12 protein-coding genes are annotated in these 12,282 nt (G+C 60.1%); all 12 read right to left on the bottom strand.

Annotated features, from left to right (window positions below):
* Nucleotides 1-54: 54 nt before the first annotated feature.
* Nucleotides 55-465, bottom strand: coding sequence for a hypothetical protein (locus RCH06_RS16075; protein WP_327082474.1), 411 nt, complete (start codon nt 463-465; stop codon nt 55-57).
* 146 nt (nt 466-611) lie between these two features.
* Nucleotides 612-1,517, bottom strand: coding sequence for an SDR family oxidoreductase (locus tag RCH06_RS16070; RefSeq protein ID WP_327082473.1), 906 nt, complete (start codon nt 1,515-1,517; stop codon nt 612-614).
* Nucleotides 1,518-1,536: 19 nt separating this feature from the next.
* Complete coding sequence (locus RCH06_RS16065; RefSeq protein ID WP_327082472.1) at nt 1,537-1,989, bottom strand: GNAT family N-acetyltransferase; 453 nt, start codon at nt 1,987-1,989, stop codon at nt 1,537-1,539.
* Nucleotides 1,986-2,933: a glutathione S-transferase family protein gene (locus RCH06_RS16060; RefSeq protein ID WP_327082471.1), complete on the bottom strand. Its 948-nt coding sequence runs from the start codon at nt 2,931-2,933 to the stop codon at nt 1,986-1,988. Before RCH06_RS16060 ends, RCH06_RS16065 begins: the two co-directional genes overlap by 4 nt.
* Nucleotides 2,934-3,258: 325 nt before the next feature.
* Nucleotides 3,259-4,275, bottom strand: a complete 1,017-nt coding sequence (locus RCH06_RS16055) for an NADP-dependent oxidoreductase (RefSeq protein ID WP_327082470.1) — start codon at nt 4,273-4,275, stop codon at nt 3,259-3,261.
* A 114-nt stretch (nt 4,276-4,389) separates the two neighbouring features.
* On the bottom strand, nt 4,390-4,842 hold the full coding sequence (locus tag RCH06_RS16050) for a PaaI family thioesterase (RefSeq protein WP_327082469.1): 453 nt from the start codon (nt 4,840-4,842) through the stop codon (nt 4,390-4,392).
* Nucleotides 4,843-5,059: 217 nt separating this feature from the next.
* Nucleotides 5,060-5,851, bottom strand: a complete 792-nt coding sequence (locus tag RCH06_RS16045) for an SDR family oxidoreductase (protein WP_327082468.1) — start codon at nt 5,849-5,851, stop codon at nt 5,060-5,062.
* Nucleotides 5,852-5,895: 44 nt separating this feature from the next.
* A complete protein-coding gene (locus RCH06_RS16040) occupies nt 5,896-6,126 on the bottom strand; it encodes a hypothetical protein (RefSeq protein WP_327082467.1) in 231 nt (76 codons plus the stop codon).
* Complete coding sequence (locus RCH06_RS16035; RefSeq protein WP_327082466.1) at nt 6,126-7,958, bottom strand: acyl-CoA dehydrogenase; 1,833 nt, start codon at nt 7,956-7,958, stop codon at nt 6,126-6,128. The genes RCH06_RS16040 and RCH06_RS16035 overlap by 1 nt, the downstream gene beginning before the upstream one ends.
* A 90-nt stretch (nt 7,959-8,048) precedes the next feature.
* Nucleotides 8,049-9,224, bottom strand: coding sequence for an acetyl-CoA C-acyltransferase (locus RCH06_RS16030; protein ID WP_327082465.1), 1,176 nt, complete (start codon nt 9,222-9,224; stop codon nt 8,049-8,051).
* 46 nt (nt 9,225-9,270) lie between these two features.
* Nucleotides 9,271-11,370 carry a 3-hydroxyacyl-CoA dehydrogenase NAD-binding domain-containing protein gene (locus tag RCH06_RS16025; protein ID WP_327082464.1) on the bottom strand — a complete coding sequence of 700 codons (2,100 nt, stop codon included), beginning with the start codon at nt 11,368-11,370 and terminating at the stop codon, nt 9,271-9,273.
* 209 nt (nt 11,371-11,579) lie between these two features.
* Nucleotides 11,580-12,275, bottom strand: coding sequence for an ABC transporter ATP-binding protein (locus RCH06_RS16020; protein WP_327082476.1), 696 nt, complete (start codon nt 12,273-12,275; stop codon nt 11,580-11,582).
* Between the last annotated feature and the right edge of the window lie 7 nt (nt 12,276-12,282).

Here is a 12,282-nt window from a genome sequence, read left to right as displayed (position 1 = left end):
CGGGTTAAGTGCACACCATCGTGGTGGGCAACTCCCCGGATACTGCCCGGCTCATCAACCCGGCGCAAGAATGGTGTTCGTCGGACGGTTACCCTCCATCGCCGCAACCGGATCCGGAGCCGCCAGCAAGGTCGCGCCCTGAGACGTGCTGGACGGATTGATGATGCCAACAGGAATCCAGACAAATTTTGCTTGGGAGCGCAGGGGTTTGGCCGCATTCCACAGCACACCGCAATGCGGACACTGCGCATCGAAGAAAACATACACCGTGCGCGCGCTCATCGACGAGCCGACCATGAAGCCTTTGGCCTCTTCAGCCATTGCCGCCATGGAGACGGGCGCGCTGGCGGATTTTCCCGCTTTGTCGGCTCCACTCGTGACGGTGGAATCATTGCACCCCGCCAATAAAAGGCTGGCGGAGACGAGCGCTGCAGGAAGAATTTTGAACAGGGATTTAAAGGTCATGGGAATCGGGTTGAATTGCCCAGGCAGGGGCGTTAAGACACAGCGCAAAGCCTTGAAAAAGACCGCGCGCTGCGGCAAAGCTTAACGCTTGTACGAACGTCAAGCTTCTTGGACTATCCAAAAGCCTGCGCTGCCGTTGACCCGCCTCAAGTTGCCCGCAGCGCCAGTTTCAGGTCACGTCCAATGTCCGGGCGCTCGGCGAACGGGTCTGTCGGATTGGTTTGCTGCACGATGCATTCCATGCGGCTGTGCACATTGCCCAGCGCCCGGGGGTGGCTGAAGATGTAAAACTGGTCGGCGGCCATGCCATCAAACACTTTTTGCGCCACTTCAGCCGCTGTCACCTTGCCCGAACCGACCGCCTTGTCCGTCATCGCCTGGCCAATCAACTGGCTGCGGGTAGGTTTTTGGCTGTCCAGTTGGGCAGGCCGGTTGCGCTGGCTCTGGCTGATGCCGGTAGGCACAAAGTACGGACACACCACGCTGGTGCCCACCTGGTCGCTGACCAGGCGCAAGTCCTGGTACAGCGTTTCAGTGAGGGACACCACGGCATGCTTGCTGACGTTGTAGACGCCCATGTTGGGGGCATTGAGCAAGCCGGCCATGCTGGCAGTGTTGACGATGTGGCCTTGCCACGACGGGTCTTTGGCGGCGGCTTCGAGCATCATCGGCGTGAACAGGCGAACGCCGTGAATAACGCCCCACAGATTCACACCCAGCACCCATTCCCAGTCACTGACCGTGCCCTCCCAGATCATGCCGCCCGAGGCTACGCCGGCATTGTTGAAAACAAAATGCGGCGCGCCAAAGCGCTCGAAAACGGCCTCACTCATGGCCTGCATCTGATCGGCCTTGGACACGTCCAGCCGGAATGACAGCACCTCGGCACCCAGGGCCTGCATCTCTGCGGTAGCTTGGTCAAGCGCATCTTGCTGCACATCGACCAGCACCAGATTCATGCCCAGTTTGGCGCCTATTCGGGCGCATTCCAGGCCAAAGCCTGAGCCGGCACCGGTCAATACGGCGGTCTTGCCTTTGAAATTCGTAATCATCTAGGTAACTCCTTGGGAATCAAACACTGCGCAACATTTCAATATGGGGAATGCCGTCTTCCATGTACGGCGACCCCGACTTCTCAAACCCGTGCTGGCCATAAAAAGACGCTAATTGGGCCTGCGCACCGATCCTGATGGCTTGCGCACCCGATCGCTGGAACAGACAAAAAATGGCTTTTTCAACCAGCGCATGCCCCGCGCCGCTGCCCCGCACCGAGGAGCGGGTCACGATGCGGCCAATACTGGCTTCGACAAATTTTTCTCCGGCGGCAAAGCAGCGCGCATAGGCGACCAAAACGCCCTGCAACGTCCCGACCAAATGCATCGCCTGCGCATCCGCGCCATCCATGTCCTGAAAAACACACGCTTGCTCGACGACAAATACTTCTGCACGCAACTGAAGCACGGCGTAAAGCTCGGCAACGCTCAACGCGTCAAAAGCCAGGTAACGCCATTCGATGCCGCTCATACGGCATGGGCAGGCTTGAGCGAGTAGCCGATGCGCGGAAAATGCACATGCACCAGGCCGGCGCGTTCATCGGTGCGGCGCAGCGTGTAGTGCATGCGCGTGGCGGCGACCAGTTCGCCATGGGTAGGCTCCAGGCCGAAGTTTTCGGCGCTGATCATGACCTGGCTGCCCAGGGCAATGCCATGCTCATCCTGAAAAATATCGCCTGCCAGGCCAGCCGGCGTTGAAGCGGCAGCCACCGCAATCGCGTCCTGCGCTGTGAACTTTTCCATCGTGCCATGGCCCATTGCGGCCATGCGGTCTATCCAGTCCAGCACGGCAGGCGTTGCATTCAGGATGTCGGCCAGCACTGACGTGCGAACGCGGGTGAACCAGAGCGGGTGGTACATCGCAAAGTCAGTGATGCACGGCACATCGCCCAGCATGAAAGGCCGGTCGTCCAGCATGTCGGACAGGCGGCGCAGATAGGACTTGTAGGCGGCAGCGGCGTCTTGCGGACGCTGGCGTGACATGCCGGCGCTCATGGCTTTGCGGTCTTCGGCAAAAATTTTGGCCGCTTCGGGCGGCGCACGTTCGAATATCTGCGCTACTCCCTTGGGCTGCATGTTGAACCCCATGGACGTCCAGAACAATGTGCTGTCGGCCCATTGCGCCAGCGTGCGCGCCATGCCTTTGCTGGGTTCGGGGTAAAGCGTGGGCAGCGGCTGGATATGTTCCAGCACGTCGGCGATCAACGCCGTGTCGCAATAAATGTCAGCGCCAATCTGCAGCAGCGGCGTCTTGCGATAGCCGCCCGTGAGTGCCACCACGTCCGGCTTGGGACTGACCATCGGAATGATGACTGACTTCCAGGAAAGGTTTTTATGCCCCAGCATCAGGCGCACTTTTTCGGCAAAGGGCGAAGTGGGGTAATGGTGAAGAATCAAGGTGGGGGGCGTGCTCATGAAGGACTCCTGAAGTCGGTAAATTGTCAAGTTTGGCAAGGCATGGCGCGGTCAATGAAGCGCCCCAGCGTCAGATGCGCGCCCTGACACCTTCGCCGCCCTCTTCCACATGGCCGCTGCTGGTGCCCAGCGCGTAATCGAGCCGGGTCAGCCGTGCCCAGCCACCCGCCCGGTTGCGTCAGCGCTATGGTGTCGAGGCCGGGCGGATTAATTCATCGCGCCCTGCAGCGGCCGGCTGGTTTCACACAGCTTGTCGTTGACCCACGGTTCAGGCGGCTTGAACGCTTCATGGATGATGTCCAAGGCCGCCGCTTGAGCGTCAAAACTAGACCAGCTTGACCAGTTGCTTGCCGAAGTTCTTGCCTTTGAGCAGACCCAAAAATGCTTCTGGCGCGGATTCCAGGCCTTGCGCAACCGATTCGCGCGGATGCAGCTTGCCGGTCGCCACCAGCGTGCCGAGTTCTTTCAGCGCTTCGGGCCAGATTTCCATGTGCTCGCTGACGATGAAGCCCTGCACCTTGAGCCGGTTGGTCAGGATCAGCGCCGGGTAAGTCAGCGGCAGCGGCTGGCCGTCGTAGCCGGCAATCATGCCGCACACGGCAATGCGGCCAAAGGCGTTCATGCGCAGCAGCACTGCATCTAACACCATGCCGCCCACGTTTTCAAAGTAGCCGTCAATGCCATCGGGGCAAGCCTCTTTCAGCGCATTTGAAAGCGATGCGGCGTCCTGGTGCAGTTTGTAGTCGATGCAGGCGTCAAAGCCCAGTTCTTCGACGGCGTACTTGCACTTCTCGGGGCCGCCAGCAATCCCAACGGCGCGGCAGCCGCGTGCTTTCGCCAAGGCACCAAAGGCGCTCCCGACAGCGCCCGTGGCTGCGCTGACTACCATCGTTTCACCGGCCTTGGGTGCGATGACTTTCGACAGTCCATACCAGGCGGTAACGCCGGGCATGCCGACGGCGCCCAGGTAGTACGACAGCGGCACATGGGTGGTGTCGACCTTGCGCAGCGCGCCGGGTTCGTCAGCTTTCACCACGCTGTATTGCTGCCAGCCGCCCATGCCGACCACCTGGTCGCCGGCCTGGAATTTTGGCGAGCGGCTTTCCACGACTTCACCGACGGTGCCACCGCCCATGACTTGCCCCAGTGGCTGCGGCGCGGTGTAGCTCTTGGAATCGTTCATGCGGCCGCGCATGTAGGGGTCGAGGCTGAGGAAGTGGTGGCGCACCAGCACCTCGCCGTCTTGCAAGGCGGGCGTTTCGCTGCTGGCCAGTTTGAAGTTGCTGGCGACAGCTTCACCGGTGGGGCGGTTGTCGAGCAGGATTTGTGGGTTGATGGTCATGAAATTCTCCTTGAAGTGGCTTATCGAAAAAATAGAGCGAATTACTACGAAATTAATAGCAGCTTGCGCACGTGGGTACTGCGCAAGCGGCCTTTTTGATTCAAAAAAAGCGTTTCAGTCGGTTGAAATCGGACTCAGCGGCGCATTCAGTGCTGCGCTGGCCTCCACATCGGTTGCAACCTGCCGCCTGACGTACTTGAAGGTTCCGGTCGCGTGGGCGCATGCCTGACCTTTCGCATCGTAAATCGTGGCTTCGGTAAATGCCAGCGAGGTGCTTCGGTGCATCAGCCGCCCTCTGGCCGTGAGCTTGCTGCCGTCGCCCGGCGCGGGCCGCATGAAGCTGGTTTTCATCTCGATGGTGACCACGCCCATGTCTTTTTGCACACTGCGCGCGGCCACAGCCATCGCCACGTCCAGCAGCGTCATGCAGGCACCGCCGTGGGTGACAGCAAAGGAGTTGAGGTGCGCAGGCGCGGGTGTGTAACCCAACGTGGATTCACCGCCCTCAAACCGTTCGAGTGTGAAACCCAGCAGCGTGACAAAAGGAATTTCTGCACCGAAGTTCATCGCATCTCCAATAGCGCAGGGGCGACATTTCCAGGCCAGTCAGGGCCACGGAACCGGCTTTGCCGGGCCGTAGGCGCAGCGGCCCCCTCGGGGGGCAGCGCAGTACGCGAAGCGACAAGCGTGGGGGTGAAACATCCACGGCTTTGCCGGGCCGTAGGCGCAGCGGCCCCCTGGGGGGGCAGCGAACCACACAAAGTGGGGAGCGTGGGGGCCATTTCTAGCCACCTGTGATGACCGACACGCCGCCATCGACGGCCAGCCACTGGCCGGTGATGTGCTTGCCGGCATCCGATGCATACAGCAGGCACAAGCCCTTGAGGTCTTCGTCGTCGCCCAGCCGGCCCAGCGGCGCGTGCGCGGCGAGCTTTTCTTCGCCCAGCGCCTTGAGCGTGCCGACTGTCATGCGGCTCGGGAAAAAGCCGGGGCAAATTGCGTTCACGGTGATGTTGTTCACACCCCATTCGCAGGCCAGCGCGCGCGTGAAGTTGATGACCGCGCCTTTGGACGTGTTGTAGGCAATCGTTTGCATGCCGCGCGGGTTGCCGCCCAGACCGGCAATCGACGCCACATTGATGATGCGGCCCGACTTGCGCGGAATCATGCTGTGCTTGGCGATGTGCTGCGACAAGATGAAGTAGCCGCGCACATTGAGGTTCATCACCTTGTCCCAGGCCTCGACCGGATGGTCTTCGGCCGGTGCGCCCCAGGCAGCGCCGGCGTTGTTGACCAGAATGTCGACATGGCCAAAGCGTTTGATGGTTTCATCGGCCAGCGCGCGGATGTCGGCTTCTTTCGAGCAGTCGGCGGCAATCCAGTCCACGTCAATGCCGGCAGCCTTCAAGACGGCAGCCGATTCGATCAGGTCTTCGGACTTGCGCGAGCTCAGCATGACTTTGGCGCCAGCTTCGCCCAGCGCCTGCGCCATTTGCAGGCCCAGGCCGCGCGAGCCGCCGGTCACGAGGGCGGTTTTGCCCTTGAGGTCAAACAGTTGTTGAATGGTGCGGGTCATAAGTCTCCTTGGGGTGGGTTGAATTTTTGGGCGAAAAAACAGGGTCAGGAATCGTCTTTTATTCGGGAGCGGACATAGATCAAGCCGCCGCCCGCCACGGCAGTCAGCCCGCCGCCAACGACCAGGCCCCAGCCCGTGTCGTCGTCAGCCGGCCCGACAAACAGGCCCAAGACCAGCGCCAGCAAGCCACCACAAATCAAAATCCAGCTCACGCCCTCCAGGCGCGCCACGAATTTGTTGGGAACCGTGCCGGTCGATGGCTTGAACAAGCCCATCAGAACGATTCTTCAGGGAAATCAGCGCAGGTGGCGTCGCGGCTTGAGACGACCTGGAGCCAAGCCGCTATTTTTGGCAACTCATAATGATAAAAATAGCGTGTAGCGCCCATCCGTCCTGCACGAGCAGCTATTGATTCAGTAGCATCAAGCGTCAATGAAGCGAGCGCAACATCAAGCCAGATCCAGGCCAGCACCGTGTGGCCAAAAGCCTGCAGGTAAGGCACGGCATTGGCCAGCGCCTCGGTCGGCTGGCCGCTGGCCCAGGCCGCTTCGGTGGCGCTGCTGACTTGTTGCAAGGCATCGGCCAGCGCGTCGGCATGCGCGGCGAGTTCTGGCACCTGCGCGGCGCGCGCTGCGGTGGCGTTGATGCGTGCGGCCAGCAGCTGCAAGCCTTTGCCGCCTTCCATCAGCACCTTGCGGCCCAGCAAATCCATTGCCTGAATGCCGTGCGTGCCTTCGTGAATCATGTTCAGCCGGTTGTCGCGCCAGTACTGCTCGACCGGAAAATCGCGCGTGTAGCCGTAGCCGCCAAGCACCTGGATGGCCAACGAATTGGCTTCCAGACACCATTCGCTGGGCCAGCTTTTGGCGATGGGTGTCAGCACTTCGAGCAGCAGCCGCGCCTCGTCGGCAGCCTGCGGGTCGGCCGTATGCTGCTCGTCCACCAGCCGGGCGCAATACAGCTCCAGCGCCAGTGCGCCTTCGCAATAGGATTTTTGCGCCAGCAGCATGCGCTTGACATCAGCGTGCTCGATGATGCGGCTTTGCGGCGCGGCGGCGTCCTTGCCAGCGCCTGTCATGGGCCTGCCCTGTGGCCGGTTTTTGGCGTAGTCAAGTGACGCGTAATAACCCGCCATGCCCAGCATGGTGGCCGCCATGCCAATGGCAATACGCGCCTCATTCATCATGTGGAACATGCAGCGCAGGCCTTCGTGCGGCTTGCCGACGAGGTAACCGACAGCGCCGGCCTGGCCATTGACCGGGTATTTGCCTTCGCCAAAATTGAGCAGCGTGTTGGTCGTGCCGCGCCAGCCCAGTTTGTGGTTCAAGCCGGCCAGTGCCACGTCATTGCGAACGCCGGTCAGTTGACCGTCGGTGCCGACCAGCTTCTTGGGCACGATGAACAGCGAAATGCCTTTGGTGCCGGGAATGAGTTTGCCGTCGGAGCCGGGAATCTTGGCCAGCACCAGATGAATGATGTTCTCGGTCAGCTCATGCTCACCGGCTGAAATCCACATCTTGTTGCCCTTGAGGCGATAGCGCGCGCCCAGTGGATCGGCTTCAAAATCAGCGCCATCGGGCACGGCCCGTGTGGTGATGTCGCTCAGCGAAGAACCCGCTTGCGGCTCCGACAGGCACATGGTGCCCGAAAACCGGCCTGAAAATTCGTTCGTGGCAAACACGCCTTTTTGCGCGTCTGTGCCATGCACCATCAGCAAATTGGCATTGCCCGTGGTCAGCAGGCTTGACCCCATGCTGACCGACGCCATTGCAAAAAAAGCGTTGGCGGCGGCTTCCACCGTGTAGGGCAACTGCATGCCGCCGATTTCATAGTCTTGGGCAGCGCTCAGCATGCCTGACGCTGCATAGGCTTTTTGCGCGTCGTGCGTGGCTTGGGGCAAGATGACTTTTTCGCCGTCGAAATGCGGCTCTTGCGTATCGACCGTGCGGTTGAAAGGCGCATATTTCTCGCGCGCGATGCGCTCGCAGGTGTCAAACACCGCATCAAAAGTTTCACGGCTGTGGTCAGCAAAGCGCGTGCGCTGGTTCAGGGACTCGGCGTCAAGCCACTGGTAAAGCAAAAAATCAAGGGTGGAACGCAAACTCATGACTCGCCTTCACGACTAAAAAAAAGCGGGCCGGCACCTGCAGGGGTTTGCAAGTTCGGCCCCGGATTGACGACCTGAAGGAAGCGGCTTTTACAGTACTTCAAAAATACCTGCAGCGCCCATGCCGCCGCCAATACACATGGTCACGCACACGCGCTTGGCACCGCGTCGTTTGCCTTCGATCAGCGCATGGCCGGTCAGGCGCTGGCCCGTGACGCCGTAAGGATGGCCGACCGCAATCGCGCCGCCGTTGACGTTGAGCTTGTCCATCGGAATGCCCAGCTTGTCGGCGCAGTACAGCACCTGCACGGCAAACGCTTCGTTCAGCTCCCACAAGTCGATGTCGCTGACCTTCAAGCCCAGCTTGGCCAGCACCTTGGGAATGGCAAACACCGGACCGATGCCCATTTCGTCCGGCTCGCAGCCGGCCACGGCAAAACCGAGGAAGCGGCCGAGCGGTGTCAAGCCCTTGCGCTGGGCAACGGTTTCGTCCATCACCACCACCGCACCGCCGCCGTCCGAGAACTGGCTGGCATTGCCGGCTGAAATCAGGCCGCCCGGAATAGCCGAGCGCAAACCGCTGATGCCCTCTTTGGTCGTGCCGGCACGAATGCCTTCGTCCTGGCTGATGGTGACCTGTTTGGTCATCAAGCCCATCACCGGGTCGGCCACGCCCATCGTGACGGTCATGGGGGCAATTTCGGCCTCGAACAAGCCTGCCGCCAAGGCCGCCGTTGCTTTTTGCTGGCTGGCAGCGCCATATTCGTCCATGCGTTCGCGGCCAATGCCGTAACGCTTGGCAACCTGCTCGGCGGTTTGCAGCATGTTCCAGTAAATCTCGGGCTTGTTCTTGAGTAGCCAGTCTTCACGCGCCATGTGGGTGTTCATCTCCTGCTGAACACACGAAATGCTTTCAACGCCGCCAGCGACAAAAATGTCGGCTTCGCCGGCAATGATGCGCTGCGATGCCAGTGCAATCGCCTGCAAGCCGGAGGAGCAAAAGCGGTTAACGGTCATGCCCGAGACAGTGACGGGACAACCGGCACGCAGGGCAATCTGGCGTGCAATGTTGTAGCCCGTTGCGCCTTCGGGATTGGCGCAGCCCATGATCACGTCATCGACTTCTCCGGCTTCAATGCCGGCGCGGGCAATGGCGTGCTGGACGGCATGGCCGCCCAAAGTAGCGCCATGCGTCATGTTGAAAGCGCCCTTCCAGCTTTTGGCCAAAGGGGTGCGGGCGGTGGAAACAATTACTGCTGAAGTCATGAAAATCTCCGGAATTTAGGGGCTTGGCTGGGTTGGCACTGCGCGATCAATTGAAGGTCTTGCCTTCGGCAGCCAGCCGGGCCAGCAGCGGTGCGGGTTTCCAGAAGTTGGCGTCGTCGAGCGGATTTTTTGCAAAGCGGTTCATCGCCTGCACCACGTTGAAGAGGCCGACCTGGTCGGCATACAGCATTGGGCCGCCCCGGTAAATCGGGAAACCGTAGCCCATCAGATAGACCATATCGATGTCGCTGGCCTTGCTGGCAATGCCTTCTTCCAGAATATGCGCGGCTTCATTGACGAGCGAATACACCAGACGCTGGACGATTTCTTCGTCAGAAATCTTGCGCGTCGTGATGCCGAGAGACGCGCGGTGGTCTTCGATCATCTTGACGACTTCTGCATTTGGAATGGCGTCGCGCTTGCCGGCTACATAGTCGTACCAGCCGGCACCGGTTTTTTGCCCAAAACGGCCCTTCTCGCACAGCAAATCAGCGGTCTTGCTGTATTTCATGTCTGGCTTTTCCTGGTAGCGGCGCTTGCGAATCGCCCAGCCGATGTCGTTGCCGGCCAAGTCGCCCATGCGGAACGGCCCCATCGCAAAGCCGAATTTCTCGATGGCTTTGTCGACTTGCGCGGGCGTGCAGCCTTCGTCCAGCAAAAACCCACCCTGACGGCCGTACTGCTCGATCATGCGGTTGCCGATGAAGCCGTCGCATACGCCGGAGACGACTGCGGTCTTGCGGATTTTCTTGGCGACCGCCATGACGGTGGCCATGACATCCTTGGCGGTTTTCTCGCCGCGCACGACTTCCAGCAGCTTCATGATATTGGCCGGGCTGAAGAAATGCAGGCCCACCACATCTTCAGGGCGCTTGGTAAAGGCAGCGATCTGGTTCAAGTCCAGCGTGGACGTGTTGGAGGCCAAAATGGCACCGGGCTTCATCACGCGGTCAAGTTCAGCGAACACTTTTTCCTTGACGCCCATTTCCTCAAACACGGCTTCAATCACCATGTCGGCATCACTCAGGTCGTCGTAGCTCAGCGTGGTGCTGAGCAGGGCCATCCGCTGCTCGTATTTGTCTTGCTTGAGCTTGCCTTTTTTGACCTGCGATTCGTAGTTCTTGCGGATGGTGGCAAGGCCGCGATCCAGCGCTTCTTGCTTCATCTCCAGCATCTTGACGGGAATGCCGGCGTTCAGGAAATTCATGGCAATGCCGCCGCCCATGGTGCCAGCGCCAATCACGGCAACCGAATTGATCTCGCGTTTTGGCGTGTCGGCAGGCACATCCGGAATTTTGGAGGCGGCGCGCTCGGCTGCAAAAATATGGCGCAGGGCACCGCTTTCAGGCGTCCACATCAGGTTGATAAACAGTTCGCGCTCAAAGCGCATGCCGTCTTCAAACTTTCTCTTGGTCGCGGCTTCCACGGCATCGACGCATTTGAGCGGCGCGGGAAAATTCTTGGACATGCCCTTGACCATGTTGCGGGCAAACTGGAAATACGCGTCGCCGTTGCGGTGCTTGCACGGCAGACTGCGTACCATCGGCAGCGGACGAATATCGGCAATCGACTGGGCAAAGGCAAACGCCTCGTCGGCCAGCGTTTCGGGGGAAGAAGCCATCTTGTCAAACAGCTTCTGGCCCGGGATTTGCGCCAGCAATTCGCTTCTGACCGGCTCGCCGCTGACGATCATGTTAAGCGCCGGCTCAACGCCGAGCGCGCGTGGCAGGCGCTGTGTGCCGCCTGCGCCCGGCAGCAAGCCCAGTTTGACTTCGGGCAGCGCAACGCTGCAGCCCGGCGCGGCAATGCGGTAATGACAACCCAGCGCCAGCTCCAGTCCGCCGCCCATGCAGACAGAGTGAATCGCAGCAACGACGGGCTTGGGCGAGTTTTCAACCGCCAGAATCACGCTCAGCAGGTTGGGTTCCTGCATGGCCTTGGGTGTGCCGAATTCCTTGATGTCGGCACCGCCCGAGAAAGCCTTGCCAGCGCCGGTGATGACGATGGACTTGACGGCCTCATCGTCATTGGCTTTTTGCAAGTGCTCTGTAATGCTGAGGCGGGTGGCATGACCCAGGCCATTGACTGGCGGATTGCTCAGCGTGATGCGCGCTACCGAGCCGTGAACTTCATAAAGAGTTGTCATTGCGTTTTCTTTCCTTGATTGGGAAGTTTCAGTGTTGAAGGTTCAGACTGCAGCAAACCGCTGCGGGTGTCTGGCAATTTCCGAAAATAGTACGACCGTTCTTTTATCATTGTAGAGACGGTTTGATGGGGCACAAGTCCACGAAACCACGGGTTTACCCGAATTTGATGCCGAAGTTGTCCCAGCGGTGACAAGGTGCGCGGCGTGGCTCATACCTCCAGCCATTCTTTTCGGATGTCGGCGTCGGCCCGTAAGCTGTCAGGCGTGCCGTCAAACACGATGCTGCCGTGGCCCATTACCAGCGCCCGGTCTGAAATGGCCATGGCAATCGTCAGCTTTTGCTCAATCAGCAGCACCGAGATGCCTTTGGCCTTGAGCGTTTGCAAATACTCGCCCACCAGTTCAACAATTTTGGGCGCCAGCCCCTCAGTTGGCTCGTCAATGATGATCAGGTCCGGGTCGCCCATCAGGGTGCGGCACAAGGTGAGCATTTGCTGTTCACCGCCCGACAGCACGCCGGCTTCGGTGTGCTGGCGTTCGCGCAGCCGGGGAAACAGGGTGTACATGTCGTCGAACGACCAGCGTGAGCCCTTGCCCGAGCCTTTCTGGCCGAGCAGCAAATTTTGGTGCACCGTGAGCTTGGGAAAGATGTCGCGGTTTTCAGGCACGTAACCCAGGCCCAGATGCGCAATCTGGTAGGCTTTTTTTCCAACAATTTCAGCATTTTTCCAGCCGATGGAACCCCGGCAATCGACCAGCCCCATGATGGCTTTGGCCGTGGTCGAGCGGCCCGAGCCGTTGCGGCCCAGCAAGGCCACGATTTCGCCGGGCCACACCGAAAAGGAAACGCCATGCAACACATGGCTTTTGCCGTAGTAGGCATGCAGGTCGGTCAGTTTCAGCAGGGCCGCG

Origin of the sequence: Polaromonas sp. CG_9.5 (assembly GCF_035984465.1) — a bacterium.
Taxonomy (GTDB): domain Bacteria; phylum Pseudomonadota; class Gammaproteobacteria; order Burkholderiales; family Burkholderiaceae_C; genus Polaromonas.
The sequence above is the reverse complement of the archived record's forward strand: the minus strand, read 5'-3'. Positions and strand labels throughout refer to the sequence as shown.